Below are 26,412 nucleotides of genomic sequence, written 5' to 3'. Positions count from 1 at the left end.
TCGGCCGCGCCGAGACGGCAGGCGCCCGACCGGAGGGCCGGGTCGGGAAGGCGGGGACGTGCGGGTCGCGCTCGGCGCTCACCTCCAAGGCGTCGGCTCGCACCGCGGGCCGATCCCCAGGCTCCGCAGCGCACCGTGTCCAGCGCGCCGGGCACCCGCAGGCGCGGCGGCCCGCACCGGCTGGGTCATCCCGCTCGCAAGCGGCCGACGCGCCCGGCAGATCGCGGGCACTGACGCTTGCGGCGCCGCCGGGCGACCTGCTCCCGAGGGCTGTGCCCGCGGCGCCGGCCGAGCCGATCCGCTCGCCGAGCGGCCTGTGCGCCCGGAAGGCGCGCGGCGGACCGCGAACCCGACGGTTCGCGGCACCGCAGCCTTCGACACCGGCCCGCATCACCTGACCTGACGACCACACCACAACAATCCGAAGAGAGGGAACGGCTTTGCTCATCCCCATCGACAACGACCCCCGGCCGTACGCGTGGGGCGCGGTCGGCCGGATCGCGGCACTGCTCGACCGCCCGGCCACGGGCGGCCCCGAAGCCGAGCTGTGGCTGGGCGCCCACGCGGGTTCGCCCGCGCGGCTCCTCGATCCGGCCGCGGCCGGCGGGGCCGCCGACCTGCGGCAGTGGATCGCGCAGGATCCCGAGAGCGCTCTCGGGCCGCACTTCGCCGCCGGCGAGCGCCTGCCGTTCCTCCTCAAGGTCCTCGCGGCCGGCTCCCCGCTCTCGCTGCAGGCCCACCCGAATCCCGAGCAGGCGGCCGAGGGCTTCGCCCGCGAGAACGCCGCCGGGCTCGCGCTCGACGCCGCGGACCGCAACTACCGCGACCCGTTCCACAAGCCCGAGCTCATCGTGGCCGTGAGCGAGACGTTCGACGCGCTGTGCGGGTTCCGGCCGGTCGCGGAGGCCCGCTCGATCCTGGACGCGATCATCGCACTCGACGACTCGGCACCGTTGCGGGCGTTCGCGAAGCACCTCGAGGACGGCTACAGCGCCACGGTCGCGTGGCTCCTCGGCGGCGACGCCGCACCGGCCGTCGCCCGCCTCGTGCACCTCGCCGCGCAAGCCGAAGGCCTGCCAGACGACGCCGCCGCCGCGCTCGCCACCGTGCGCGAGCTCGCGGCCGCCTACCCCGGCGATCCCGGTGCGGCCGTGTCGCTCCTGCTCAACCGGGTGCGCCTGCGCCGCGGCGAGGCGCTGTACCTGCCCGCCGGGAACCTCCACGCGTACCTCGACGGCGTCGGCATCGAGCTGATGGCCGCCTCGGACAACGTGCTGCGCGGCGGCCTCACTGGCAAGCACATCGACGTGCCGGAGCTGCTGCACGTCCTCGACTGCGAACCGCTGCCGGTCCCGCGGCTCGACCCCGAGCACCCCGCGCCCGGCGTGCGCCGCTTCCGCCCGGACGTGCCCGACTTCGCGCTCTACCAGCTCGACCTCGACACCGCGTCCGCCTCGATCCGCCTCGACGGCCCGGCCGTCGCCATCGCGACGACCGGTCGCGGCCGGATCGCCGGCACCGACTTCGCCCCCGGTACCGCCTGGTACCTCACGCCGGAGGAGTCGCCGGTGGCGATCACCGGCACCGGCGAAGTCTTCCTGGCCACGGTCAATGAGGCGCCGTCACAGCACCACCCGACACCCGAACACCAAGAGGATCAGCGATGACCGACCTTCCTTCGACCTTCCGCGCGCTCCACGAGGGCTGGACGCTGACCGCGTCCGGCCTCGCCGCCGACGCACCCGAGGCGGTAGCGGTCCCGCTCGCGGCCGGCATCCCAGCCGCCGTTCCCGGTGAGGCCCACCTGGACCTGGTCCGGGCGGGACTCATCGCGGACCCGTTCGACGGGGACAACGAGACCGCGCAGCAGTGGATCGGCGACACCGCCTGGCGGTTCTCGACCGAGTTCGACTGGACCGACGACGGCTCCGCCCGCCACGACCTGGTCGCGCACGGGCTCGACACCGTGGCCGTCGTGTCGCTCAACGGGATCGAGATCGGCCGCACGGAGAACCAGCACCGCGGCTACCGCTGGGACGTGCGCCGGGCGCTGCGCGAAGGCGCGAACACCCTCACCGTGGAGTTCGCCGCGCCGGTGCCCGAGACCGAGGCGCGGGCCGAGCGCGACGGCGCGCTGCCGCGCGTGAACCACCACGAGTACAACCAGATCCGGAAGATGGCCTGCTCCTTCGGCTGGGACTGGGGCATCGACGTCGCCGGGGCCGGGATCTGGAAGCCCATCGGCCTCGAGTCCTGGACCGGGGTCCGCGTCGCCGCGGTCCGTCCCCTCGTGGACGTGGTCGAGCGCGTGGGCGGCGGCCACGACGGCGTCCTCACCGCGCACGTCGACATCGAACGCGCCCAAGGCGACGCACCGGTGCCGGTCACGATCACGGTGACCGGCCCGGACGGCGGGACCAGCCAGGCCACGGGCACCGTCGCGCCCGGCGCGTCCTCGACCACGGTGGAAGTGCGCGTCCCGGACGTGCGCCGCTGGTGGCCGGTCGGCTACGGCGACCAGCCGCTGTACGGCGTCGCGGTCGCCACCGCCGATGCCGCCTGGAACGGCCGGGTCGGCTTCCGCACCGTCGCGCTCGACACCGCTCCCGACGCGGCGGGCGCGCCGTTCCTGCTGCAGGTCAACGGTGAGCGCGTGCTCGTGCGCGGCGCGAACTGGATCCCCGACCACGCGTTCCTCACCGAGATCGACGCCGACCGGTACGCGCGCCGCTTCGCGGATGCGTTGGACGCCAACATGAACCTGCTGCGCGTGTGGGGCGGCGGGATCTACGAGTCCGAGGCGTTCTACGACCTCGCCGACGAACGCGGCCTGCTCGTCTGGCAGGACTTCCCGTTCGCCTGCGCCGCGTACAGCGAAGACGCGCACACCAGGTCCGAAGTGGAGGCCGAGGTCCGCGAGAACGTGACGCGCCTGAGCGCCCACCCCTCGCTCGTGCTGTGGAACGGCAACAACGAGAACACCTGGGGCTCGGTCGACTGGGAGTGGGCGCACCGCGTCGACGAGCGCGGCTGGGGCGACGCCTACTACAGCGAGGTCCTGCCGGGCCTCCTGGCCGAGCTCGACCCGACCCGCCCGTACTCCCCGGCAAGCCCGTACTCCTTCGGCGACTACCGGCACCCGAACGACGAGCGCTACGGCACCATGCACATCTGGGACGTGTGGAACCGCGAGGACTACACGAAGTACGCCGAGTACAAGCCGCGCTTCCTCTCCGAGTTCGGCTTCCAGGCCCCGCCCGCCTGGTCCACGCTCGCGGCGGTGGTGCACGACGAGCCGCTCGACCCGTTCGGGCCGCAGATGCTGGTGCACCAGAAGGCGAACCTGGGCAACGCGAAGCTCGAGCGCGGCTGGAAGGGCCACCTCCCCCACCCGCAGTCCATTCAGGACTGGCACTGGACGACGCAGCTGAACCAGGCCCACGCGATCCGCTTCGGCGTCGAGCACTGCCGCTCGCTCACCCCGCACAACACGGGCACGATCATGTGGCAGCTCAACGACAACTGGCCCGTCGTCTCCTGGGCCGCCGTGGACTTCAACGAGCACCGCAAGCCCATGTGGCACGCCCTGCGCGACGCCTACGCCCCGCGCCTGGCCACGCTCCAGCCGCGCGCTTCCCAAGAGGCCCAGGCGAACGCGTGGGAGGGCACCGAACCCGCGCCCGACCACCTGGCCCTCGTGCTCGTCAACGACACGGGCGAGGACTACGCGGGCGCATTCACCCTGACCCGCGAGACCTTCGACGGCATCGTGCTCGCCCAGACCGTGGTCGAGGTCAGCGTCCCCGCGCGCGGCAGCGCCCAGGTCGCGGTGCCCGCCGACGTCGCCGCGTTCGGCGACCCGGCGGCCGAGGCGATCGTCGCCGTCACCGCGCCCGGCTCCGGGTTCGCCCCCGCGTTCCGGTACGCCGCCGAGGTCGTCGACCAGCACCTCGACCCGAAGCCGCTGCGCATCGAAGCGGTCGGCGAGGGCGACACGGTCCTGCTGCGCCTGACCGCGACCTCCCTCGTCCGCGACGCGCACTGCCTCGCCGACACCGTCCACCCGACCGCCAGACCGGACCGCGGCATGGTCACCCTCCGCGCCGGCGAGACCGCCGAGATCCGTGTCAGCGCGACCGGTGGCGCCGACCCGGCCGCGTTCGCGGCGGCCGTCCGCTGCGCCAACGACCTGCTCTGACCGCGACCGTGCTCAGCGCGAGGGCCCGAGGCCTTTGCGCTGAGCACGGCCCTTTCCGGCCCCCGGGCGATACGATCAGGGCGTGGTCCGCTTCGAGGACATCAGCACACCTGCACGCCTGGCCGAACCTGAAGAAGGCATCGGCCGAGACGAGCTCTCGCTCGCCGCCCGCAATCACGGCCTGCCGCTCGAAGGCCTGCGCTATGACGTGACCCCGCCCGGCATGCACTACGTCCTCACCCACTACGACATCCCGTACGTCGCCGACGACACGTCCTGGGAGCTGACCGTCGGCGGCCACGTCGAGCACCCGCTGCGCCTCGACATGGCCGGGCTCCGAGCGCTCCATGCGGTCACCACCCGCGTCACCATGGAATGCGCCGGCAACGGCCGCGCGCTCCTCTCCCCGCGCCCGGTGAGCCAGCCCTGGCTGCTCGAAGCGGTCGGCACCGCCGACTGGACCGGTGTGCCCCTGCGGACCCTCCTCAATGAAGCAGGCGTGCGGGACGGCGCGGTCGACGTGGTCTTCACCGGCGCCGACCACGGCGTGGAGCGCGGCGTCGAACAGGACTACCAGCGCGCCCTCCCCCTCGACACGGCCCTGGGCGGCACACCCGAGGTCCTGGTCGCTTACGCGATGAACGGCGCACCGCTGCCGCCGCAGCACGGCCGCCCGCTCCGCCTGGTCGTCCCCGGCTGGTACGGCATGGCGCACGTCAAATGGTTGCGCGACATCACGATCGCCGAGCGCCCCTTCACCGGCTTCCAGCAGACAACGGCCTACCGGCTCCGGCAGGAACCGGACGAGGAGGGCGTGCCGGTCACCCGCATCGCCCCGCGCGCCCTGATGGTCCCGCCCGGCTTCCCCGACTTCATGTCCCGCTCCCGCGTCGTCCGCCCCGGCAGCGTGCAACTCGAAGGCCGCGCCTGGTCCGGCCGGGCCCCGATCAGCGCCGTGGACATCAGCACCGACGACGGCCGCACCTGGAACCCCGCCAACCTCGAACCGCCCACCGACCACCGCTGGGCCTGGCGCCATTGGCAGTACACCTGGACCGCCGCCCCCGGCGACCACGTCCTGTGCGCCCGCGCCACCGACGCCGAAGGCCGCACCCAGCCCCTGTCCCAGCCCTGGAACCGCGGCGGCTTCGCCAACAACCTCGTCCAGCGCGTCCCGGTCCTCTGCGCCGCCTGACCCTTGACAGCAAGAAAGGCCCCGCATGACCGGGGCCTTCATCGTGCGCGAGGGGGGACTCGAACCCCCACGTCCTAGGACACAGGAACCTAAATCCTGCGCGTCTGCCAGTTCCGCCACTCGCGCGCAGCGCGGCGCGGCGGATCGGAAGGATCAGTCGCCACTCGCGCCAGCAGTGGCCGGCGGCATCGTCGCCGATGCGCCGGGTGCCGTGCCGGGTGGTCCGGCGATGGGCAGCAACTAGTGTTTCACACGCGTCAGGGGTCCCGTAGTCTGGTGGGGATGACTCGACCTGACAAGCGCGCCGCCGATGAGCTGCGCCCCGTGAAGTTCACCCGCTCCTGGACCGACCACCCCGAGGGCTCGGTGCTCGTTGAATTCGGCCGCACGCGGGTGCTCTGCACCGCGACGGTGACGCCCGGCGTGCCGCGCTGGCGGCGCGGGTCCGGCGAGGGGTGGGTGACCGCCGAGTACTCGATGCTGCCGCGGTCCACGCACTCGCGCTCCGACCGCGAGTCGATCCGCGGGAAGATCGGCGGCCGGACGCATGAGATCTCGCGTCTCATCGGCCGCTCCCTGCGCGCCTGCATCGACTTCAAAGCCCTTGGCGAGAACACGATCACGCTCGACTGCGATGTGCTGCAGGCGGACGGCGGGACGCGCACCGCGGCGATCACCGGGGCCTACGTGGCCCTGCACGACGCCGTGGACTGGCTCAAAGAGCAGAAGATCGCCCGCAAGCCCGACAAGATCCTGACGACCTCGGTCGCGGCGATCAGCGTCGGCGTTGTGAACGGCGTGCCGGTGCTCGACCTCCCTTACGAGGAGGACGTGGCCGCCTCGGTCGACATGAACGTGGTCTGCACCGGCGAAGGCGACTTCGTCGAGGTCCAGGGCACGGGCGAGGAAGCGGTCTTCAACCGCGCCGAGCTCGACTCGCTGCTGGACCTGGCTCTCAAGGGCTGCAAGGAACTCGCCGGCCTCCAGGCCCGGACCCTGCTCTCGCCATGAGGGTCCTCCTCGCCACCCGCAACGCCGGGAAGATCGACGAGCTGCGGGAGATCCTCGCCGAGGCCGCCCCGCACATCGAGCTCGTCGGCCTGAACGCCGTCGCCGACTACCCCGAGACCCCCGAGACCGAACTGACGTTCGCGGGGAACGCGCTGCTCAAGGCCCACGACGGTGTCAAGCACACCGGGCTCGCGACGATCGCCGACGACTCCGGTCTCGCCGTCGACGCCCTCAACGGGATGCCCGGAGTGCTCTCGGCCCGCTGGGCCGGCAGCGCCAAGGACGACGCGGCGAACAACGCGCTGCTCCTCGAGCAGCTCGCCGACGTCCCTGACAGCCTGCGCGGCGCGAAGTTCGTCTGCGCCGCCGCGATCGTCTGGCCCGACGGGCGCGAGCTCGTGGTCCACGGCGAGATGCGCGGGACCGTCGGACGTGAACCGAAGGGCGCCAACGGCTTCGGCTACGACCCGCTCTTCACCCCCGAAGGCTTCGACCGCACCAGCGCCGAACTCACCGCAGGGGAGAAGAACGCGATCTCCCACCGGGGCAAGGCGTTCAGAGAGCTTGCGACCGGTATCTGAAGCTCGGCCGGGAGCTTGCGACCGGCATCTGAAGCCCCACAACACATAGACCAACGGATCGAGGCGGCCCTAGGGCCGCCTCTTTTCGCTACCGGGACTTGAGGAGTTCCAGGGCCTTGTCCGCGTGCGCGTTCATGTTCAGCTCGCTCTTGAACGCGCCGAGGACGGTCCGGCCTTCGCCGATGACGAAGGTCTTGCGCTTGGTCCCGACGATGCCGAGCTTGCGGCGCACGTCGAAGGCCTCGGCGATCTTCCCCTCCGGGTCGGACAGGAGCGGGTAGCCGAAGGAGTGCTTGGCGGCGAAGGCCGCCTGGCGGTCGACCGTGTCGGTGGAGATGCCGACCGGGGTGGCGCCGGCGGCCTGGAAGTCGGCGGCGAGGTCGCGGAAGTGGCAGGCCTCGGCGGTGCAGCCCGGGGTCATCGCCTGCGGGTAGAAGAAGAGCACGACGGGGCCGGACTCGAGGAGTTCGTCGAGGCTGCGGGGCGTTCCGGTCTCGTCGGCGAGGGTGAATGCGGGTGCGGTGTCTCCGGTGTCCATGGAGCCGAGTGTATCCGCGTGCGCCGGAATCGAGCAGTTCCTTGCCGGGCGGCCGGGTACCGTTGCGTTCCACCAATAGATATAGATACACTCGAATATCACGATACTGTCAGCAGCAGTCCACGAGATCGCGCTGGCTCCTCGAGGGCCAGGTTGGGAGCGCTCCATGTCCGGCAGAGGAGTAACTCCATGTCCACCACCGCCACGGCGGCACTCGGCGGCAGACGCCGCAGAATCGCCGCCGTCATGTCAATGGTCCTGGCCGCCGTAACGGCCATGACCATCACAGGCCTCTTCAGCAGAGACGAGGCCGAGGCCCACGGCGCCACGGTCTTCCCGGGCTCGCGCCAGTACTTCTGCTACTTCGACGGCCTCAGCGGGGGCGGCCAGCTCGACCCCTACAACGAGGCCTGCCAGGCCGCCCTGGACCAGGGCGGGTCCACCCCGTTCTACAACTGGTTCGGCAACCTCGACTCCAACGGCGCGGGCAAGACCGTCGGGTACATCCCCGACGGCCAGATCTGCGACGGCGGCGGCCGCGGCCCGTACGACTTCTCGGCGTTCAACGACCCGGGCAACTGGCCGAAGACCCACGTGACCGCCGGCGACACCGTCGAGTGGCGCTACAACAACTGGGCCCACCACCCCGGCAAGTTCGACCTGTACATCACCAAGGACGGATGGGACCCGAATCAGCCGCTCGCCTGGGACGACCTCGAGAAGTTCCAGACCTTCACGAACCCGGCCTCCAACGGCGGGCCCGGGAGCGACGACCACTACTACTACGCGAACCTGACCCTGCCGCAGAAGTCCGGTTACCACATGGTCTTCACGCACTGGGTGCGCTCGGACTCGAACGAGAACTTCTACGCCTGCTCCGACGTCGTCTTCGACGGCGGCAACGGCGAGGTCACCGGCATCCGCCCGGGCGCGAACCTGCCGGGCAACGACGGCGGCGTGGTCGACCCTCCCACCTCCGAGACCCCCACGGGCGACCCGACCGAGACGCCGACCGGCGGCCCGACGGGCACCTGCACCGCCACGTCCTCCATCTACTCCTGGAGCGGCGGCGCGACCGTGAACATCACCGTCAAGAACACCAGTCCCTCGACCATGAGCAACTGGATGATCCACTGGCTGTGGGCGCCGAACTCCGGCATCACCGTCAGGGACTCGTGGAACACCACGATCACCACGATGGGCGACATGCAGATGGCCGGACCCTCCGGCTGGAACGCGACGATCGCATCGGGCGGGACGGCGAGCTTCGGCTTCAACGTCAGCGGCAACCTGACGACGATGCCGACCCTGGAGTGCATGCCCGCGTGACAACGCGGTGATTCGCGGAGACGACGAACACAGGGCTGAAACCTGAACGTTCGTCGACATAATCGCCGCTTCGACTCCTCCCTCCGGAGGGCTGCTGGATACTTGACTCAGCAGGTCTTCCGGGGGGAGGAGCCATGTCAGCACCCGCAGCGCCGGCACACGCCGGCCCGCAGCCGATGACGGCGTCGACACGCGCCGGCGTCGTCGTCCAGACCTACATCTCCGATCACGTCGACGCGCTCAACCGCGCCATAGCGGCCTTCGAGCGGCAGGCGCCCGGCTCCGCCGGGATGGTCCGCGTCACCATCCACCGGCTGCGCACCGTCATCCGCGGCTACTCGCACCTGTTCACCGAGACGCCGCCGCGCAGCCGGGAACTCGACCACCTGCTCGAGGCGCTCAAGCACACCGAGGACCTCGAGAAGCTCCGCGTGCACTTCTCCGACCGCTTCGACCAGCTCGCGCTCGAGACCTCCGAGTACCCGAAATGGTATGCGGCCCTTGAGCACGAGATGCGCGAGTCCTACCGCCAGACCGAGGGGATCGCCTCGCAGACCTGGGTCGCGGTCCTGCTCAGCCAGGTGCGGCTCTTCATCGAGCACGCCCGGCTCACCCGGGACGGCGACAGGCCCGCGTCCGCGCTCATGGGCGACCTCTCGAAGGCCAAGACGCACCTGCTCGACACCTACGGCAGACTCGGCCACGCCACCGACCTCGTGCTCGCACGCGACGAGACGCGCATCGCGGCCCGCCAGGCGCACTACCTCGCCGAAGCCGCCGCGACCGCGCTCGGGCAGGCCGCGATGGACGTCGTCATCCCGGTGGCGGACCTCGAGCACCTGCTCGACCGGTACCGCCAGTCGGTGATCGCCCGCAACTGGCTGCTGCGCCTGCCGGGCGCGGACCGGGCCGACCGGCTCACCACGAGCCTGGCCGGCCTCGAGAAGGAGCATCTGCGGCAGCTGGGCGAGCAGATCGACAATGCCATAGCGGGCATGGTCGAGCGGTGGGCCTAGCGAGCAGCGATCTTGTAAGGGTGACGAAGTCGCGCTCACCAGATTACTGACACCACCGAATAGCAAACGGGCCCAAGGCTTTCGCCTTGGGCCCGTCCGTGTTCGCGTCTACCCGCGCAGCACCGTGGCCAGGTTGTCGAGGCCGATCGGGCCGAGGTTGAGGGCCCGGGTGTGCCAGGCCTTCAGGTCGAAGTCGGCGCCGGCGGCGGCCTGCGCCTCGGCGCGGGCGTCGACCCAGGCGCGTTCGCCCAGCTTGTAGCAGATGGCCTGGCCGGGCCAGCCCGCGTAGCGGACGATCTCCGGGTAGGCGCGGTGCTCGGCGATGCGGCCGCGGGTCTTGAGCACCTCGAGCGCGGTGTCGAAGTTCCAGCGCTCGCCGTGGAGCTTGGCCTCGGCGGCGGGCAGCGGCAGGTCGAGGTGCCAGCCGATGTCGATCACGACGCGGGCGGCGCGCAGGGCCGAGCCCTTGAGCATCCCGAGGCGGCTGCCGGTGTCGGCGAACCAGCCGAGCTCGTCGGAGAGGCGCTCGGCGTAGAGCGCCCAGCCCTCGGCGTGGCCCGAGACCGAGCCGAAGACCTTCGCGAAGCGGGAGAGGCCGTCGCCGGTGACCTTGGTCTGGCCGATCTGGAGGTGGTGGCCGGGCACGCCTTCGTGGAAGACGGTGGTCAGCTCGCCCCAGATGCGGAAGGTCTCGCGCTCGGCGACCGGCCACCAGGTGCGGCCGGGCCGGGAGAGGTCCTCGCTCGGGCCGGTGTAGTAGGCCGAGCCGGCGGAGGAGCCGTGCACGACCTCCACGTCGAGGTTCATCAGGCGCGGGTCGATGTCGAAGTGCACGCCGTTCAGCGCTTCGAGGGCGCCCTGGTGCTTCTCGGTGAGCCAGGCCAGGTACTCCTCGTGGGTGCCGACGGCCTGGGTCGCGTCCAGGTGGGCGATGACCTCGTCGAGCCCGGCGCCGGGGACGATCTTGTCCGCCTCAGCGGCCATCTCGTCCTCGATGCGGTGCAGTTCGTCCCAGGCCCAGTCGTAGGCGTCGCGGGGGTCGAGGACCGCGCCGAGGGTGGAGCGGGCCGCGAGGAGGTACCGCTCCTCGCCCACGCCGTCGCGCTCGGCGGCGTGCGGGGCGTAGGTGCCCTCGAGGTAGTCGGCGATGCCGTTGAAGGCCCCGTAGGCGGCTTCGGCGGCTTCGCGCAGGTCGCGGGCCTGGGGGCCGTCGCCGTAGGCCTGGACGTGCTTGTCGAAGACGCGCGTCCCGGCGTTGCGGCGGGCCTGCTTGACGCCTTCGGACACCTGGAGGCGGGCGACCGTCTGGCCCGCTTCGATCCCGGCGTTGAGCGTCTGGCGCCAGGTCGCGAGCATCTCGGGGATGGCGCGCATGCGGGAGACGGTGAGCCGCCAGTCGTTCTCGGTGCGGCGCGGCGCGAGGTCCACGTAGCCGACCAGGCTCTGCAGCATGCCGTAGGGGACGCGCAGGGCGCGGCGCCACTCGCCGGCCTCGTGCTGGGCGACGCTCACGCTGAGGCGCTCGGCCATGTGGAGGCGCGCCAGGTCGTCGGCGGGGCCGGTCGACGCGAGGGCGTTGAGCTTCGCGAGCGTGTCGCGGTCGAGCTCGGCCCGCTCCTCGACGGCCTCGGGGCCGAAATCGGTGGCGACGCCGAAGTCGCCCTTGATGCCGACGGATCCGGCGAACATGGGGTGCAGCCGGGCGTACGCGGTGATGTACTCGTCGGCCAGTGCGAATATCGGTGAGGTCATGGGCGCCAGCTTACCGCGCGGCTAGTAATCCTTCGTTACGTGATTGTGTTCAGTGGCGCCACTGGTCCGAGTGGAGACGACGACCGCTCCGACCAGGGCCGCGAGCAGCAGGAGCGACAGGACTTCGAACGGCAGCACCCAGTCGGCGAAGACCGCTTCGCCCATGACGGCGGCCCCGCCGCTCTCGCGGTCGGCGGTCCCGGCCTTCGTCCAGCCGAAGGCGCCGATGACGACGGCCGCGAGGCCGAGCCCCACGCCGCCGGCGATGAGCGCGCCGGGCAGCCGCGCCCGGTCGAGGTCGTCGGCGGGGTCGGTCGGGGCCCTGGTGAGCATGGTCGCGAAGAGCAGCAGCACGACGATCGCGCCGACGTAGACGAGGACGAGCACCCAGGCGAGGAACTCGGCGGTGAGCACGAGCGCGGCCCCGGCGATCCCGGCGAACGCGACCGCGAGCCACAGTCCGGCCCGCACGATCCGCTTCGTGGTCACGACGGCGAGCGCGGCGCCGAGCGAGAGGAGCCCGAAGGCCAGGAGCAGGACGTCGGCCAGCGTCACTCGACGCCCTCCGGCTTCGCGGCGTCCGGGACGGTGCCCATCCACTCCCCCAGGTGCTCCTTGTCGTGGAGGAGGTTCCGGATGTCGCCTTCGGCGTACGCGAAGTCGGGGGCCCAGAACAGGGCGTCGAAGGGGCACACGTCGACGCAGATCCCGCAGTACATGCACAGCGAGAAGTCGATGTCGAAGCGGTCGAGGACGTTCACCTGGCGCGGCCGGGCGGCGCCTTCGACCTCGACGGTCTCCTTGTGGGAGTCGATGTAGATGCACCAGTCGGGGCATTCGCGGGCGCACAGCATGCAGGAGGTGCAGTTCGGTTCGTGCAGGGCGATCACGCCCCGGGTGCGCTCGGGCAGTTCCGGCTCGTGCTCCGGGTACTGGCTGGTGACCGTGCGGCGCGCGGCGGTGCGCGCGGTCGCGGCGAGACCGCTGACCAGACCGCTCCCGGGAAGCCTCATCCCCTCATCGTGGCAGATGCGGCCGAAGTATTCCAGACCTCGAGCCGCGCTTCGCGGCTGAATTGTCCGCCCGCTTCGCAGCTGAGCCTCGTCCGCTTCCCGGAGCAGGCTGTCCGATTCCCGACTCGCCAGGCGTGGCCGGGCGTGCCGGTTTTCCCTTGAAACCGCCTTCCGCGTCCACAAGAGCCGTTACCGTGAGCCATTGACACGTCACGTGCCGGGTGCGACCCGGCGCCGTTCGGGGAGGAACCGTGCCCATGCGAATGACGCAGCCCATCCGAGGGATGCTCGCCGCGCTGAGTCTCAGCGCCGCGCTCGTGCTGACCAGCGCCGCTCCGGCGAACGCGGCCATCACGGTCACACTCTCGCCGACGGCGGGCGCCACGGGCACCCGTGTGGACGTCCTCGCTGCGAACTGCGACCTGGACGCGACCGGCGATGTCGAGAACACCGACACGAGCTTCAAGCTGCCGAAGAACAACAACAACGCGCAGGGCAGCTTCACCGTCACGGAGAAGATGAAGCCCGGGGTGTACACGGTGACGGTGACCTGCGGTTCCGACACGTCATCGACGAAGTTCACGGTGACCTCGGGAACCGGCGCGGCCACCGGCGGCGGCTCGACGGCCTCGGAGGCGGCCACGGCGGTCCTGTGGACGGGCGCCGCCGCGGTGCTGATCGCCGCGGCCGGGCTCTGGCTGCTCAGGCGCCGCAGCAATGTCCCCGCCGTCTGAACCGGCGGGCGGGGCACCGACCCGAGAACGGCCCGTCCACCGGCCGGAACCCGCGTTCCGGCCGGTGGCCGCTGTCGTCCTCTCGTTCGTGCTCGCCGGGGGCCTCGGGCTCATGCTCGGCAGCGTCGTCCCCGTGCCGGCGTTCCGGATGCCGCACTTCGGGAGCCCGTTCCACGACGACCCGTTCGCCGTCGCCGACCCCGCGGGCGGCACCTGGCTCGACCGCTCCGAGCCGACGCGCGTCGACATCGGCGCGGTCGGCGTCCACGCTCCGCTCACCGCGCTCGGCCTCGACTACGAGGGGAACTTCGAGGTCCCCCGGATGTGGCGGCCCCATGAGGCCGGCTGGTTCGAGACCGGCCCCACGCCCGGCGAGTTCGGCCCCGCGGTCCTCATGGGGCATGTGGACACCGAGCGCTCCGGGCCCGCGGTGTTCTTCCCGCTCAAGGAAATCGAGGAGGGCGACCGCATCGAGGTCACCCGTGGGGACGGCATCGTGGTCGCGTTCGAGGTGACCGCGATCGAGTCCTACGCGAAGCGGCGCCTGCCGTACGAAGAGGTCTTCGGCATCGAGCCCCAACCGGCCCTGCGCCTGATCACCTGCGGCGGCGCGTTCGACCGGGAGTCCGGCGACTACACCGAGAACCTCGTGGTCTTCGCGACCTACACCGGCCACCGCGACGCCACTGCGAAGGACCGCGCCCGGCCGCTGAACGGCCGCGACCACTTCAAGGACTGAGCGTCCGCCCGCCCCCGGAAAGCCGACCGCGGAGGCGGGGACGGAGTACTTGACCCCAACCGTCCCCGCCCCCGCGGCATTCCGGGGGGCTCGTCCGCGGGCGCGGGGTCCGGCCTGTCCAACCTGCCGGTCCGCGCCCGCGGCGCCTATCGCAGGACCCGCTCGAAAGCGGCCCTGGTCTCCTCGAAGACCTCCGCGCCCGGGCGGGCCCAGAGCGCGTCGTTGAAGAGTTCGACCTCGATCGGGCCGTCGAACCCGGTGGCGTCCACCGCGTCCAGGTAGCGGCGCATCTCGATGCAGCCGTCGCCGAGCTGCCCGCGTCCGGTGAGGACCCCCGCCGGGAGCGGGGTGACCCAGTCGGCGAGCTGGAACGAGGCGATGCGCCCTTCGGCGCCGGCGCGCTCGATCCCGTTCCACACCTCCGGGTCCCACCAGATGTGGTACGTGTCGACCACGACGCCGACGGCGGCCGGGTCGAACGGCGCGGCCAGGTCGAGCGACTCCTTCAGCGTGGCCACCACGCACCGGTCCGAGGCGAACATCGGGTGCAGCGGCTCGATCGCGAGCGTCACGCCCTGCTCGAGCGCGTACGGCGCGAGTTCGGCCAGGGCCGTCTTCACGCCTTCGCGGGCGCTGTCGATGGTGCCGCCCGGCTGGATCGGGCCCGAGACGAGCACGAGCGTCGGGGAGCCGATCGCGGCGGCCTCGTCGATCGCCTTGCGGTTGTCCGCGAGGGCGGCCTCGGTCGGGTCGGTGAAGAACCCGGCCCGGCACAGGCTGGTGACCTGGACGCCGAAGTCCTCGACGAGCTTCGCGCTCGCCTCGAGGCCGGCCTCCTGCACCGGTTCGCGCCACAGGCCGATCCCGGAACCGGTGCGGGCGCAGGCTTCGACGGCCTCCCGCTGGTCCCAGAACTTCGCGGTGGCGTGGTTGAAGGAGAATCGCTCCATGATGCTCATGCGAGGGTCCGCTTCGGCTGGCCCGCGACCTTGAGCAGGGCGTTGAAGCGGTCGATGGCGAGCGCCTCGTCCGGGAAGAGGTCCACTTCGAGGGCGAGGTCCACGATCTCGCCGAAGTGCTTGATGGACCGGGCCGATTCGAGGCCGCCGACCATCTTGAAGTGGTCCTGGTGGCCCGAGAGCCACGCGAGGAACACGACGCCGGTCTTGTAGTTGAATGTGGGGGCCTCGAAGACCTTGCGCGCCAACGGCACCGTGGGGTCGAGGATCGCGTGGAAGCCGGCGATGTCGCCCTCGTCCAAGCGCTGCACGGCCTTGGAGGCGAGCGGCGCGAGCGGGTCGAAGATGCCGAGGAGCGCGTCGGAGTGACCGAACTCGTCGCCGGCGATGAGGCGCGGGTAGTTGAAGTCGTCGCCGGTGTAGCAGCGGACCCCTGCGGGGAGCCTGCGGCGCACCGCGATCTCCGCTTCGGCGTCGAGGAGGCTCATCTTGATGCCGTCGATCTTCGCCGCGTTCTCTGTGATGATCTCGATGAACGTGTCCGCGGCGGCGTCGAGGTCCGAAGAGCCCCAGTAGCCTTCGAGGGACGGGTCGAACATCGGGCCGAGCCAGTGCAGGATCGCCTTGCCGCTGACCTCGCCGAGGAGCTCGGCGTAGAGAGCCTTGTAGTCGTCGGCGCTCTTCGCGCTCGCGGCGAGGGCCCTGGAGCACATGAGGATCGTGCCCGCTCCGGCGTCCTCGACCACGGCGAGCTGCTCGAGGTAGGTCGCGCGGATCTCGTCCATAGTGGTCGGTGCGGCGGCGAGCTGGTCGGTGCCGACGCCGCAGGCGAGGAGGTCGTCCGGGCCGGCGGCCTCGGCGGAGCGGCGGATGAGCTGCTTCGTGGCCTCCCAGTCGAGGCCCATCCCGCGCTGGGCGGTGTCCATGGCGTCGGCGATGCCGAGGCCGAGGTCCCACAGGTGCCGGCGGTAGCGAAGAGTGGCGTCCCAGTCGACCTGGGCGGGGCGGCCGGGGCCGTTGTCCGCCAAGGGGTCCGCGACCACGTGGGCCGCGGAGTAGATGACGCGTGAGGTGAACTTGCGGGTCACAGGACCAGGTCCTCCAGCTCGATGCGGCGGCCTTCGCGGGCGGACCGGTAGCCGGCCTCGGCCAGCTGGACGCCGCGGGCGGCGGCGAGGAAGTCGTGGTGCCACGGCTCGTCGTCGACGACGTGGCGCAGGAACTCCTCCCACTGGATCTTGAAGCCGTTGTCGAAGACCTCGTTGTCGGGGACCTCGTGCCACTGCTGCCGGAAGGGGATCGGCTGGTCGATGTCGGGGTTCCAGACGGGCTTGGGGGTGTGCGCGCGGTGCTGGGCGCGGGCCTTGCGCAGGCCGGCGATGGCGGAGCCCTCGGTGCCGTCCACGTGGAACTCGACGAGCTCCTCGCGGTCGACGCGGGTGGCCCAGGAGGAGTTCATCTGGACGACGGTGCCGTCCTGGAGTTCGAAGATCGCGTACGCGGCGTCGTCGGCGGTGGCGGCGTAGGCCTTGCCCTGCTCGTCGAAGCGCTCGGGGATGTGGGTGGTGACGTGGGCGGAGACGGACTTGACCTTGTCGAACGTCTCCTCGAAGACGTAGGACCAGTGGGGGAACATGTCGAGGACCATGCCGCCGCCGTCTTCGGCGCGGTAGTTCCAGGAGGGCCGCTGCGCTTCCTGCCAGTCGCCTTCGAAGACCCAGTAGCCGAACTCGCCGCGCACGGAGAGGACCCGCCCGAAGAAGCCGGAGTCGACCAGGCGCTTGAGCTTGCGAAGGCCGGGGAGGTACAGCTTGTCGGCGACCGCGCCGTTCTTGACGCCGGCGTCGCGGGCGGCGCGGGCCAGGGAGAGGGCGTCGTCGAGGTTGGTCGCGATGGGCTTCTCGGTGTAGACGTGCTTGCCGGCCTTGATGGCCGAGTTGACGGCGGCGAGGCGGTGCTGGGTGGTGAGGGCGTCGAAGTAGACGTCGATCTTGTCGTCGCCGAGGGCCTCGTCCAGGCTGGTCGTGTACTTGTCGAGGCCGTGGCGGCCGGCGATCTCGGCGAGCTTGTCGGCGCTGCGGCCGACCAGGGTGAGCTCGGGCCAGATCACGCTGCCGTCGGCGCGCTCGACGCCGCCCTGCTCGCGGATGGCGAGGAGTGAGCGCACGAGGTGCTGCCGGTAGCCCATGCGACCGGTCACCCCGTTGAGGGCGATGCCGACGGTGATTCTCTCTGCCATAGGGATGTGCTCCTTGCCGAACATGGCTGCGGAAGCGCTTGCCGGCGATGCGCGGAGGTACGGCCGCGCGCTTCGCCGCGGACTGCGCGAAGGGGTGCGGCTCGCAGACTCCGCCGAAGACGAAGGCAAACGCTTTCTTATTTTCCTGAACTATACATCAAACGACACCTATGTGAAAGCGGTCTCCTGACAGTTTTGTTTCATGTTCAGGCCCTGTGCGTTCGCCCTGGCCCGGGCATGCGGAAAGCCCCCGGCCGGCCGGGGGCTCGCTGCGTGGTCTAGGTCTTAGAGGTACTGCTCGCTGATGTCGGTGACTTCCTCGGCCGGCGCCCAGATCTGGTACACGCCGTTGTCGTACGGTTCGAGCCCGAGCGAGCGGGCGACGTCGCTGCGTCCGCCGCGGTACTCGAGCCGCAGCCACTCCCCCGAGGCGCCGAGCACCAGGAACGGTTCGCCGCGCCAGGTGGCGACGGTGCGCACGTAGAAGAAGTCCTCGAGCTCGCCGATCGGCACGCCGCGCCGGAACCGGCCGTCGGCGACCTCGACGAACCCGTCGCCGCCCGTGGGCGAGTACAGCCGCACGTGGGCGCCGTCGGGGCTCGAGTCGTATTCGGCGCCCTTCCAGCGGGCGATGTAGCCGTCGCGCATCAGGCGTCCTTCCATTCGCGGTCGCGGGTGTCGAGCACGTGCGCGGCCCGCTCCTCGGGCTTGGGGCGCACGAGGTCGTAGTGGCCGTCCGCGTCGCCCCAGGCTTCGCCCAGTGCGCTGTCGTATCCAGGGGCGCCGTCGTAGCCGTACGCCTCGCCCATCGGGCCGTTCGGCGCGGGCACCGAAGGCGCGGCGGGCAGCGCCGGCGTCGGCGGTGCCTCGATCGCGGCGGGGCCGAGGGAGTACGCGCCGTCGACGGGCGTCCACTCGCGGGTGTCGGCGTCGTAGAGCGCGAGTTCGGCGACCTCGCCGCGCGAGTCGATCCGGAGGATCTTCGCGCCGTGCGGGAGGCGCACCGAGTCGACCTTGTGCTCGGGGATCCGCTCGTCGCCCTCGGAGGGCGCGAACCCGTCGCCGCGGAACGGGCCGGGCTCGACGACGGTGCCGCCGCGCGCTTCGGCCGTCGCGTAGTCGTTGCCGCCCATGGCGACCGGGTAGAGGTCGGTGCGGTAGCCGATCCAGCGGAGGACGTGCACCGAGTCGTCGGCGGGGCTGAACTCCTCGTTGAGGCGGATGAGCCCCAGCGCGAGGTACAGCTGCGCGGGGGTGCGCAGGTGCTCCACGGCCTCGGCCGGGTGGATGAAGCCGCCGACCCGGTCGTAGCCGCGTTCGAGGTAGAACGGCACCTGCTGGTGCGGGATGGTCTTCTGCCACAGGACCGGCTGCACCTTGTGCGACGGCGAGTTGGCGCGCGCGGCCGCGGCCTGGCGCTTCTCCATCTCGGTGGCGAAGGTGAGCAGGTCCTTCGCCTCGGCCCACTTGATGAGCGGCTCGATCTCGGGGCCGCTCATGTTGGCGCCCACGGAGGTTCCGGGGTTGACGTACAGCGCGTAGTCCTGCGCCGGCCAGTGCTGGATGAGCCAGCCGAACGGCACGATCGTGTGCGGGGTGTCCTCGCCCGCGCGCTCGGCCATGCGCTCGATGGTGGTGTAGACGGTGATGCCGATGATGCCGTCGACGATGTCGCTGGCCCACCGGAACGCCGGGTCGCCGACCCGCAGGTGCGCGGCCTCGGGGTCCCCGATGGGGAGGATCACGCTGGCGCACAGGAGGGTCTGGAGGAACGCGGCGGTGTCGCCGGAGGACGCGGCCGCGGCGAGCAGCGGCTCGGCCTCCTCGCCGGTGAGCTCCTCGGGCCGGGTCTGGTCCTGCGGCTGGGCGCTGGGCTGCGGTTCGTCGGCGGGGCGCCGGCCGAACGCGCTCGACATGGAGGCGAACGACTCGGCGGAGCGCTGCGCCTCGGCGTCGGCGTCAAAGGCGGCGGAGCCGAACGGGTCGTTGCCGAACGCGTCGCCGCCGCTCTGGAACGCCTGGCGCTGCGGCGCGGCCGGGGTCGGCGCGCCGTATGCGGGGGCGCCGCCGAAGGACTCGCCCGCCGGGTACGGGGTGGGCGCGGCGTGCGGCGGGGCGGGTGCGCGGGTCGGCAGCGTCGACGGGTCGGGCTGCTGCTCGCGCAGCCAGTCCGGCGCGTCGGGCCACTGGTCCTGCGGGTTCGGCTGGCCCTGCTGGCTCGGCCACTGCGGGTCGGCCGGGAACGCCTGCGGGGTCGGCACGGCCGGCGGCTGCGAGTACTGCTGCGGCTGGGAGCCGAAGCCCTGCGGCTGCGAGCCGAACTCGCGCGGCTGCGATCCGGTCCCGCGCGGCTGGGAGCCGAATCCCTGCGAGCGGGGCTGGGACTGCTCGGGCTCGGGCGGCGGCTGGGACGCGAAGGCGTGCCCGTTGAATCCGTCGGGTTCGGGGGTCTCGTCGCGCGGCGGCTGGCGCAGCGGGAGGCCCGCGGGGGTGGTGCCGCCGACGGTGGACTGCTGCTGCGCGGTGCCGTTCAGGTCCGCGGAGCGCCGCGGCGCAGGCGGCACGTCGGGCACCGGCGGGGCCGGGGGCATGAAGCTCTCGCGGCGCGGTTCGGGGGCGGGCGCCATCGGGTTCGCGAACGGGTCGGACTGCGCGGCGGCGAACGGGGACGCTTGCGCGCCAGAGGAATAGGTGTCGCCGTACGGGTCGGCGGGAGGCGCCTGTTCGGAGGGGTCGGCCGGGACGGTGGTCATGCCCTGGGCGACCTGGGTCACGAACCAGGCCGGGAGGTAGCCCTCGATCGGCAGGCCGGGGTTGACGGCGAGCCACCACTCCTCGTCCGGCCAGGCCTCGGCCAGCGCGGCGAAGGAGACGCGGCGGGAGGCGCCGGCGTTGTCGCGCAGGCAGGTCTGGAGGGCGGTCTCGGAGGTGAAGGCGAGGATGTGGGTGCGGTCGTCGGTGGTCCAGGTGGCCCAGGTGTCGGCGCCCGACCCGTTCGAGTCCTCATAGGACAATGGGAGGACGAGTTCGATCTGCGCCAGGATGCGGAAGTATCCGTCCTGGTCCTCGGCTCGCAGCGCCTCGCGGAGGCGGTGCTCGATCTCGTTACTGGGTTCCCACATCGATCCCACTCAGCCCTTCCCCCCTACCGGTCTTGGACGGGGCGGTGCACAGTTACGGCTCGCAAGCTTCGCCGTGCGTGTCGAGCGAACGCGGCGTCCCCTCGCGATCGTCACCGTAACGCGAGGGCGCTGTCAAGTTTCCGTCAGTAGGGCGAGAATAACGAATTCATAAAGGAGAACGTGTGTCATTCCCACGCTGTGGGCCTGTCGCTGTGTAACGATCCGGTTCTCATGGGGGACCGCTCTGCACGCTTCGTTCTCACCTGCCTGTGCTCGACGCTGTTGGCGCTCTTGCTCTCCGCGCACACGGGCTGGGCCTCCACGCCCGTCGCCTGGCATCTCTCGGCGGTCCGGGCGCCGGACGCGTGGCCGGTGGCGACCGGTGCGGGGGTCACGGTGGCGGTGATCGACTCGGGTGTGGATGCGGACCATCCGGCGCTGGACGGCTCGGTGCTGCCGGGCCGGAGCTACGTCGATGTGGATCCGGGCGCGGAGCCGCGGCTGCTGGCGTTCGGGTCGGACCCGGGGCCGGTCTACGAGCGGGCGTTCGGCCAGGCCGATCCGGTGGGGCACGGCACGGCGGTGGCGGGGCTGATCGCGGGGAGCGCGGAGTCGCGGTACCCGGGGGTCGCCCCGGACGCGGAGATCCTGCCGGTGCGGGTGCTGGACGACGAGAACCGGTACCACGATTCGGCGATGGTGGGCGCGGCCGTGGAGTGGGCGGTGGACAACGGCGCGGACATCGTGAACCTCTCGCTGGGCGGCCACTACGACTCGCCGGCGTTCGCGGAGGCGATCGCGTACGCGGAGCAGCACGACGTGCTGATCGTGGCGTGCACGGGGAACCAGCGCGAGGAGGCGCCGGCCGAGGACGTGTGGTTCCCGGCGCGGGTGTCGGAGGTGCTGGCGGTGACGGGCGCGGACGAGCACGGCGACCGGTGGCGGACGGCGGTGACGGGCGAGGAGACGGACCTGGCGGCGCCGGGCGCGAACCTGTACGCGCCGAAGCCGGGCGGCGGGTACAAGTCGGTGACGGGCACGTCGTTCGCGTCGGCGGTGGTGTCGGGTGCGGCGGCGCTGGTGCGTTCGGCGCATCCGGAGTGGAGCGCCGATCAGGTGCGGCGGGCGCTCACCGAGACTGCGGTGGCGGGCGCGCCGGGGCTGGGCGAAGGGATCGTGGACGCGGCCGCGGCGGTCGAGGCGGAGGTCCTGCCGCGTGTGGCGGAGCCCGCCGAGGCGGGGATCTCACCGGTGCTGAGTGCGGCGGCGACGGCCGCCGGCGGGGGCTTGATCGGGGTGTCCGCGCTGCTCCTGCGAGGCGGGCGGGGCGCGCGGCGAGGCGGCCGGCTGCCGGGGCGCCCGCGTACGATGGCGGGGTGACCGCCGCCGACGCCCGGAAGGGCACCGAAAGCGAGCTGGCCAAGAAGCGCCGGGCCCGCGTCATCGACCGCCTCCTCGCTGCGGCCCACCCGGACGCGCATTGCGAGCTCGACTACACGAATCCGCTCGAGCTGGCGGTGGCGACGATCCTGTCGGCGCAGTGCACGGATGTGCGGGTGAACCTGACGACGCCGGCGCTGTTCGCGAAGTACCGCTCCGCGGAGGACTACGCGGAGGCGAACCCCGAGGAGGTCGAGGCGATCATCCGGCCGACGGGGTTCTACCGGAACAAGGCGAAGTCGATCATGGGCCTGGGGAAGGCGCTGGTCGAGCAGCACGGCGGGAAGCTCCCGGAGGACATGGAGTCCCTGGTGAAGCTTCCGGGGATCGGCCGCAAGACGGCGAACGTCATCCGCGGCAACGCGTTCGGCGTCCCGGGCATCACCGTCGACACGCACATGATCCGCATCACGAACCGGCTCGGCCTGGTCGACGGCAAAGACCCCGTGAAGCTGGAGTACCAGTTGCAGAAGCTCGTGGAGCACCGCGAGTGGACGATGTTCTCGCACCGGATCATCTTTCACGGCCGCCGGGTCTGCATCGCCCGCAAGCCCGCGTGCGGCGCGTGCACGCTCGCGAAGCACTGCCCGTCGTACGGCGAGGGCCCCACGGACCCGGCCGAAGCGGTGAAGCTCCTCAAGGGCGACAACGTGGACGAGCTCATTCGGCTTGCGGGCATCGAGCATGCGGTGAGCTCGTGAAGCGGCTCCTGACGGCTGCTGCCGCACTGTTCTTCTTGGCGGCCTGCACGAGCGAGGCGCCGGACCCCGCCGCGTCGGTCCCCGTCGAGGGCGATCCGACCTGGTCCGTCACGTGCCCTTCCGGTGCGACGCCGATCGACGGGGTCGGCGAACTCGACCTCGACTGCCTCGGCGACGAGGCGGCGACCGCGGTCGGACCCGGCGCGAAGCCGATGGTCGTGGTCCTGTGGGCGAGCTGGTGCGGGCCCTGCCAGGCGGAGGCTCCGGAGGTCGAGGCGTTCTACCAGGCGTACGGCGACCAGGTCGACGTGCTCGGCGTGGACACCGCCGACACCCGGGACGTGGGGCGCTCGTTCGCCGAGTCGTTCGGGATGACGTTCCCCTCCGTGTTCGATCCCGATGAGGCCGTTCGCATCGGGCTCGGCGTGCCGGGGCTGCCGGGCATGGCGTACGTGAACCCGGACGGCACGGTGGCCGAGGTCGTGGCCGAACCGGGCGTCACCACCGAGGCGATGGTCGAGACCGCCGAGGCCGCGTTCGGTCTGGAGCTCGCATGAGCGGTCCCCGACCCGACTGGTGGCCGCCGCTGCTCAAGGCCGCGGCCGAGGCCGAGCCGCCCACCGTGATGCGCGTGATCGCCGACCACCTGCAGCCGTACCAGGAGGCGGACGCCCGCACCGCCTCAGTCCTGGTGCTGCTCAAGGACAGCGAAGAGGGCCCGTCGGTGCTGCTGCAGCAGCGGGCCGCGACCCTGCGCCACCACCCGGGCGAGGTCGCGTTCCCGGGCGGCGGCACCGAGCCCGGCGACGCCGACGCGGCGGCGACCGCACTGCGCGAGGCTGCCGAGGAGCTCGCGGTCGACCCGGCGTCGGTGGCCGTCGGCCCCTCGCTCCCGAAACTCTGGATCCCGGTGTCCGGCTTCGCGGTCACGCCCGTGCTCGCCCTGTGGACGCGCCCACACCTGGTCGCACCGCAGGCGGCCTCCGAAGTGGCCGCCGCGCATCAGGTCCCGCTGCCGCTCCTGGCCGACCCGGCCTCGCGCGGCACCGTCCCGTTCCCCTCCGGCCGCAGCGGCCCGGGCTTCCAGATCGCTGGCGTGCCCTTGATTTGGGGCTTCACCGCCGGGGTACTGTCGTGGCTGCTGGACCTGGGCGGCTGGGCCCGCCCCTGGGACGCCGAACGGCTGATGGAGCTCGAACGGCACTGAACGGAGGGCGCATGGAGCCGACCACTGCCGGACTCCTCGTCGACGTCGTCATCGTGCTGCTGGCGCTCCTGTTCGCCGTCAACGGCTACCGCGAGGGGTTCATCGCCTCCGCGACCACCTTCTTCGGCTTCCTCGGCGGCGCCATCCTCGGCACCCAGCTCGCGCCGTTCGCGGCCGACTTCTACACCGAGGCCCTCGCGAAGCTCGTCGCCTCGCTCCTCGTCGTCTTCGCACTCGCCTTGGGCGGCATGGCCATCGCCACCTCCATCGGCTACAAGCTCCGCAGGCGGCTGCGCACGGACGGCTCGAAGCGGCTCGACCACCTCGCCGGCCCGCTCGTCTCCGTCGTCGCCGTCCTCCTGGTCACCTGGGTCGCGGCCGCGCCGCTCGCGAACTCCTCGATGCCCGCCGTCGCCTCCGCCGTCCGCAACTCGAGCCTCCTCAGCGGCATCGACGAGCACATGCCCGAGGCCGTCAAAGGCGTCTACGAGTCGATGCGCGAAGCGCTCAACACCTCCGGGATGCCGGACGTGTTCTCCGGGCTCGACCCGACCGAGGCCCGCGAGGTCGACCCGCCCGACCCCGAGCTCGCCGCCTCCGGCGTGGTCACCGGCTCCGAGGACTCGGTCCTCAAGGTCCACGGCACCGCCCCCTCGTGCGACCGCCAGATCGAGGGCTCCAGCTTCGTCTACGCCGACGGCCTCGTCGCCACGAACGCGCACGTCGTCGCCGGCACCGAGCAGGTCCAGGTCGAGTCCGACGGCGACCTGTACGACGCCGAGGTCGTCGTGTTCGAGCCCGAGAAGGACCTCGCGATCCTCTCGGTCCCCGAACTCGACGCCGAACCGCTCCCCCTCGAGTCCGACACCGCCGCCTCCGGCGACGACGCGATCGTCCTCGGCTACCCCGGCGGCGGCCCGTACACGGCGACCGCCGCCCGCATCCGCGAGGCGCGCATCGTCACCGGCCCCGACATCTACGACTCGGGGACCGTGACCCGCGAGGTCTACCAGCTCTACGCGCAGATCATCGGCGGTAATTCCGGCGGCCCCCTGCTCAACCCGCAGGGCGAGGTGATCGGAGTCATCTTCGCCGCCGCGATCGACGACCCCGAGACCGGTTACGCGCTCACCATGGACGAGTCCGCGCCTGTCCTGGACGCGGGGCGCACCGCTTCGGGCCCCGTCGGCACCGGATCCTGCACCTGATCTGTGGGTTCCTGTGGAATTACGCCATTGCCTGATACTGGGCGTGGCGTCACATTGCAGGTAGGCTGTACCGGTCGCTGTCGACGCTTTCCGTTTTCCGGAACGTACACCCTGCTGAGACGGCGTGGTGAGCCTCTCGGGGTGACGCTCGGAACCGACGGAGCGCATTCATTCGGATACGAATGTCGATTCCGGCGCGAACGTGCGCATGTGGATTTACGGGGGTCTCGCTCCCGCAATGCGGACAAGAGGCATAGACTCAGTACTTGCACTAGCGGTGCGTTGAAGAAAGGTGCGAACGGACATGGAAGATGTATTGGCCAGGGCCGCCCTGTTCAAGGGCGTAGACCCCGAAGCTGTCGAGTCGCTCATCAAAGAGATGGAGTACATCGACGTCAACAAGGGCCAGACCGTCTTCACCGAGAACGAGCCGGGTGACAGTCTGTACATCGTCATGTCCGGGAAGGTGAAGCTGGGCCGCCGCTCAGCCGACGGCCGCCAGAACCTGATCGCGGTCATGGGCCCGTCCGACATGGTCGGCGAGCTCGCGCTGTTCGACCCCGGTCCCCGCACCGCCACCGCCACCGCCTTGACCGACACCCGCCTGGCCCGCCTGTCGAAGACCGCGTTGCGCCCCTGGCTGGCCAACCGGCCCGAGATCGCCGAGCAGCTGCTCCGGGTGATAGCACGCCGGCTGCGTCGCACGAACGACTCGATGGCGGACCTCATCTTCACCGACGTCCCCGGTCGGGTCGCGAAGGCCCTCCTGCACATGGCGAGCCGCTTCGGCACCCGCGACGGCGGCGTCCTCCGCGTCACCCACGACCTCACGCAGGAAGAGCTCGCCCAGCTGGTCGGCGCCTCCCGCGAGACCGTGAACAAGGCCCTCGCCGACTTCGCCGGCCGCGGCTGGCTGCGCCTGGACGGCAAGAGCGTCATCATCATGGACCCCGAGCGGTTGGCTCGGCGCGCCCGCGTGTAACGCCCAAGTGTGAACTTGCAGGCCCCCGGCATCGCCGGGGGCCTTCTTCCTTCCCCCGGTCAGTGCGGGTGATCACCCCGTCCCCCGCCCTTGGGCGATTCGACGTTCGCACCCGCGTCCGTCTAGACTTCCGGTAACCATCCCGGAGTCTGCGAAGGAGCGTTGTGGCAGGGCAACTGAACGTCGAAGTCGTAGCAGTCGACTCGAAAGTGTGGTCCGGAACGGCCAAGGCCGTGTACGCGCGCACCACCGAAGGCGAACTGGGAATCCTCCCGAACCACCAACCCCTGCTGGGCGAGCTGCAGATCGACAGCACCGTGAGGGTGCAGCCGGTCGACGGCGGCGAACTGGCCTGGCAGATCGAGGGCGGCTTCCTGTCGGTGACCACCGACGGGGTCACCATCCTCGCCGAGACCGCCGAGGCGGTCGCCCCCGCTTCGGCATAACC

At 71.4% G+C, this 26,412-nt stretch carries 25 protein-coding genes, 1 tRNA gene and 1 pseudogene; 17 read left to right on the top strand and 10 right to left on the bottom strand.

Annotation, left to right across the window (positions count from 1 at the left end; all coding sequences use genetic code 11):
• Positions 1-440: 440 nt before the first annotated feature.
• The 3 genes from manA to O2L52_RS13970 all read left to right on the top strand — a co-directional run bounded on the left by manA (position 441) and on the right by O2L52_RS13970 (position 5,393).
• Positions 441-1,667 carry a mannose-6-phosphate isomerase, class I gene (gene manA, locus O2L52_RS13980; protein ID WP_270116197.1) on the top strand — a complete coding sequence of 409 codons (1,227 nt, stop codon included), beginning with the start codon at positions 441-443 and terminating at the stop codon, positions 1,665-1,667.
• Positions 1,664-4,198 (top strand): glycoside hydrolase family 2 protein, encoded by a 2,535-nt coding sequence (locus O2L52_RS13975; RefSeq protein ID WP_270116196.1) that lies wholly within the window; start codon positions 1,664-1,666, stop codon positions 4,196-4,198. The genes manA and O2L52_RS13975 overlap by 4 nt, the downstream gene beginning before the upstream one ends.
• 82 nt (positions 4,199-4,280) lie before the next feature.
• Positions 4,281-5,393: a sulfite oxidase gene (locus O2L52_RS13970; protein ID WP_270116195.1), complete on the top strand. Its 1,113-nt coding sequence runs from the start codon at positions 4,281-4,283 to the stop codon at positions 5,391-5,393.
• A 44-nt stretch (positions 5,394-5,437) separates the two neighbouring features.
• Here the strand turns inward: O2L52_RS13970 and O2L52_RS13965 are convergent.
• A tRNA-Leu gene (locus O2L52_RS13965) sits at positions 5,438-5,519 on the bottom strand.
• Between the two features lie 156 nt (positions 5,520-5,675).
• Between O2L52_RS13965 and rph the strand changes: the two genes are divergently transcribed.
• Both rph and rdgB read left to right on the top strand, forming a co-directional pair.
• Positions 5,676-6,404, top strand: a complete 729-nt coding sequence (gene rph, locus O2L52_RS13960; RefSeq protein WP_270116194.1) for a ribonuclease PH — start codon at positions 5,676-5,678, stop codon at positions 6,402-6,404.
• Positions 6,401-6,985, top strand: a complete 585-nt coding sequence (gene rdgB / locus O2L52_RS13955) for an RdgB/HAM1 family non-canonical purine NTP pyrophosphatase (RefSeq protein ID WP_270116193.1) — start codon at positions 6,401-6,403, stop codon at positions 6,983-6,985. The genes rph and rdgB overlap by 4 nt, the downstream gene beginning before the upstream one ends.
• Before the next feature lie 88 nt (positions 6,986-7,073).
• Here rdgB and O2L52_RS13950 read toward each other — a convergent pair whose 3' ends face one another.
• Positions 7,074-7,523 carry a peroxiredoxin gene (locus tag O2L52_RS13950; protein WP_270116192.1) on the bottom strand — a complete coding sequence of 150 codons (450 nt, stop codon included), beginning with the start codon at positions 7,521-7,523 and terminating at the stop codon, positions 7,074-7,076.
• A 189-nt stretch (positions 7,524-7,712) separates the two neighbouring features.
• On the opposite strand from O2L52_RS13950, the gene O2L52_RS13945 reads away from it, so the two are divergent.
• Both O2L52_RS13945 and O2L52_RS13940 read left to right on the top strand, forming a co-directional pair.
• On the top strand, positions 7,713-8,852 hold the full coding sequence (locus tag O2L52_RS13945) for a lytic polysaccharide monooxygenase auxiliary activity family 9 protein (protein WP_270116191.1): 1,140 nt from the start codon (positions 7,713-7,715) through the stop codon (positions 8,850-8,852).
• A 134-nt stretch (positions 8,853-8,986) separates the two neighbouring features.
• Complete coding sequence (locus O2L52_RS13940) at positions 8,987-9,868, top strand: CHAD domain-containing protein (RefSeq protein ID WP_270116190.1); 882 nt, start codon at positions 8,987-8,989, stop codon at positions 9,866-9,868.
• Positions 9,869-9,976: 108 nt separating this feature from the next.
• Here O2L52_RS13940 and O2L52_RS13935 read toward each other — a convergent pair whose 3' ends face one another.
• From O2L52_RS13935 to O2L52_RS13925, 3 genes and pseudogenes are all read right to left on the bottom strand, one after another.
• Positions 9,977-11,620 carry a DUF885 domain-containing protein gene (locus tag O2L52_RS13935; protein WP_270116189.1) on the bottom strand — a complete coding sequence of 548 codons (1,644 nt, stop codon included), beginning with the start codon at positions 11,618-11,620 and terminating at the stop codon, positions 9,977-9,979.
• Positions 11,621-11,641: 21 nt separating this feature from the next.
• On the bottom strand, positions 11,642-12,175 hold the full coding sequence (locus O2L52_RS13930) for an NADH-quinone oxidoreductase subunit J family protein (protein WP_270116188.1): 534 nt from the start codon (positions 12,173-12,175) through the stop codon (positions 11,642-11,644).
• Positions 12,176-12,201: 26 nt separating this feature from the next.
• Positions 12,202-12,633, bottom strand: a pseudogene (locus O2L52_RS13925) (4Fe-4S binding protein); the annotation flags it as partial.
• Between the two features lie 257 nt (positions 12,634-12,890).
• On the opposite strand from O2L52_RS13925, the gene O2L52_RS13920 reads away from it, so the two are divergent.
• Positions 12,891-13,367 carry a hypothetical protein gene (locus tag O2L52_RS13920; protein ID WP_270116186.1) on the top strand — a complete coding sequence of 159 codons (477 nt, stop codon included), beginning with the start codon at positions 12,891-12,893 and terminating at the stop codon, positions 13,365-13,367.
• Positions 13,368-13,431: 64 nt separating this feature from the next.
• A complete protein-coding gene (locus O2L52_RS13915; RefSeq protein ID WP_270116185.1) occupies positions 13,432-14,106 on the top strand; it encodes a class F sortase in 675 nt (224 codons plus the stop codon).
• Positions 14,107-14,252: 146 nt separating this feature from the next.
• On the opposite strand, the gene O2L52_RS13910 is transcribed toward O2L52_RS13915, so the two are convergent.
• Genes O2L52_RS13910 through O2L52_RS13900 form a run of 3 tightly spaced genes read right to left on the bottom strand, consistent with a single transcriptional unit; the run spans position 14,253 to position 17,304 of the window.
• The gene (locus O2L52_RS13910) at positions 14,253-15,065 is read right to left on the bottom strand and encodes a sugar phosphate isomerase/epimerase family protein (protein ID WP_270116184.1); all 813 of its coding nucleotides are present in this window, start codon (positions 15,063-15,065) and stop codon (positions 14,253-14,255) included.
• Complete coding sequence (locus tag O2L52_RS13905; protein WP_270116183.1) at positions 15,062-16,153, bottom strand: dihydrodipicolinate synthase family protein; 1,092 nt, start codon at positions 16,151-16,153, stop codon at positions 15,062-15,064. Before O2L52_RS13905 ends, O2L52_RS13910 begins: the two co-directional genes overlap by 4 nt.
• Positions 16,150-17,304, bottom strand: a complete 1,155-nt coding sequence (locus O2L52_RS13900; protein ID WP_270116182.1) for a Gfo/Idh/MocA family protein — start codon at positions 17,302-17,304, stop codon at positions 16,150-16,152. Before O2L52_RS13900 ends, O2L52_RS13905 begins: the two co-directional genes overlap by 4 nt.
• 13 nt (positions 17,305-17,317) lie before the next feature.
• On the opposite strand from O2L52_RS13900, the gene O2L52_RS13895 reads away from it, so the two are divergent.
• Complete coding sequence (locus tag O2L52_RS13895; protein WP_270116181.1) at positions 17,318-17,494, top strand: hypothetical protein; 177 nt, start codon at positions 17,318-17,320, stop codon at positions 17,492-17,494.
• A gap of 95 nt (positions 17,495-17,589) precedes the next feature.
• Here O2L52_RS13895 and O2L52_RS13890 read toward each other — a convergent pair whose 3' ends face one another.
• Positions 17,590-17,955 carry a hypothetical protein gene (locus O2L52_RS13890; RefSeq protein WP_344473611.1) on the bottom strand — a complete coding sequence of 122 codons (366 nt, stop codon included), beginning with the start codon at positions 17,953-17,955 and terminating at the stop codon, positions 17,590-17,592.
• Positions 17,952-20,426 (bottom strand): SseB family protein, encoded by a 2,475-nt coding sequence (locus O2L52_RS13885; protein WP_270116178.1) that lies wholly within the window; start codon positions 20,424-20,426, stop codon positions 17,952-17,954. Before O2L52_RS13885 ends, O2L52_RS13890 begins: the two co-directional genes overlap by 4 nt.
• Positions 20,427-20,708: 282 nt before the next feature.
• On the opposite strand from O2L52_RS13885, the gene O2L52_RS13880 reads away from it, so the two are divergent.
• The 7 genes from O2L52_RS13880 to O2L52_RS13850 all read left to right on the top strand — a co-directional run bounded on the left by O2L52_RS13880 (position 20,709) and on the right by O2L52_RS13850 (position 26,410).
• Positions 20,709-21,806, top strand: a complete 1,098-nt coding sequence (locus O2L52_RS13880; protein WP_270116176.1) for a S8 family serine peptidase — start codon at positions 20,709-20,711, stop codon at positions 21,804-21,806.
• Positions 21,803-22,567 carry an endonuclease III gene (nth, locus tag O2L52_RS13875; RefSeq protein WP_270116175.1) on the top strand — a complete coding sequence of 255 codons (765 nt, stop codon included), beginning with the start codon at positions 21,803-21,805 and terminating at the stop codon, positions 22,565-22,567. The genes O2L52_RS13880 and nth overlap by 4 nt, the downstream gene beginning before the upstream one ends.
• Positions 22,564-23,124 (top strand): TlpA family protein disulfide reductase, encoded by a 561-nt coding sequence (locus O2L52_RS13870; protein ID WP_270116174.1) that lies wholly within the window; start codon positions 22,564-22,566, stop codon positions 23,122-23,124. Before nth ends, O2L52_RS13870 begins: the two co-directional genes overlap by 4 nt.
• Positions 23,121-23,774: an NUDIX hydrolase gene (locus O2L52_RS13865; protein WP_270116173.1), complete on the top strand. Its 654-nt coding sequence runs from the start codon at positions 23,121-23,123 to the stop codon at positions 23,772-23,774. Before O2L52_RS13870 ends, O2L52_RS13865 begins: the two co-directional genes overlap by 4 nt.
• Positions 23,775-23,785: 11 nt before the next feature.
• Entirely contained in the window at positions 23,786-24,982 is a 1,197-nt protein-coding gene (locus tag O2L52_RS13860; protein ID WP_270116172.1) for a MarP family serine protease, read from the top strand.
• Positions 24,983-25,286: 304 nt separating this feature from the next.
• Positions 25,287-25,964, top strand: a complete 678-nt coding sequence (locus tag O2L52_RS13855; RefSeq protein WP_030144656.1) for a Crp/Fnr family transcriptional regulator — start codon at positions 25,287-25,289, stop codon at positions 25,962-25,964.
• Positions 25,965-26,128: 164 nt separating this feature from the next.
• Positions 26,129-26,410 (top strand): F0F1 ATP synthase subunit epsilon, encoded by a 282-nt coding sequence (locus tag O2L52_RS13850; RefSeq protein WP_270116171.1) that lies wholly within the window; start codon positions 26,129-26,131, stop codon positions 26,408-26,410.
• The last annotated feature ends 2 nt before the right edge of the window (positions 26,411-26,412 follow it).

It is taken from the genome of Glycomyces algeriensis (assembly GCF_027622855.1).
In the GTDB taxonomy this organism is placed as follows: Bacteria; Actinomycetota; Actinomycetes; order Mycobacteriales; family Micromonosporaceae; genus Glycomyces; species Glycomyces algeriensis.
This window is presented reverse-complemented; position numbering and strand designations above follow the sequence as displayed.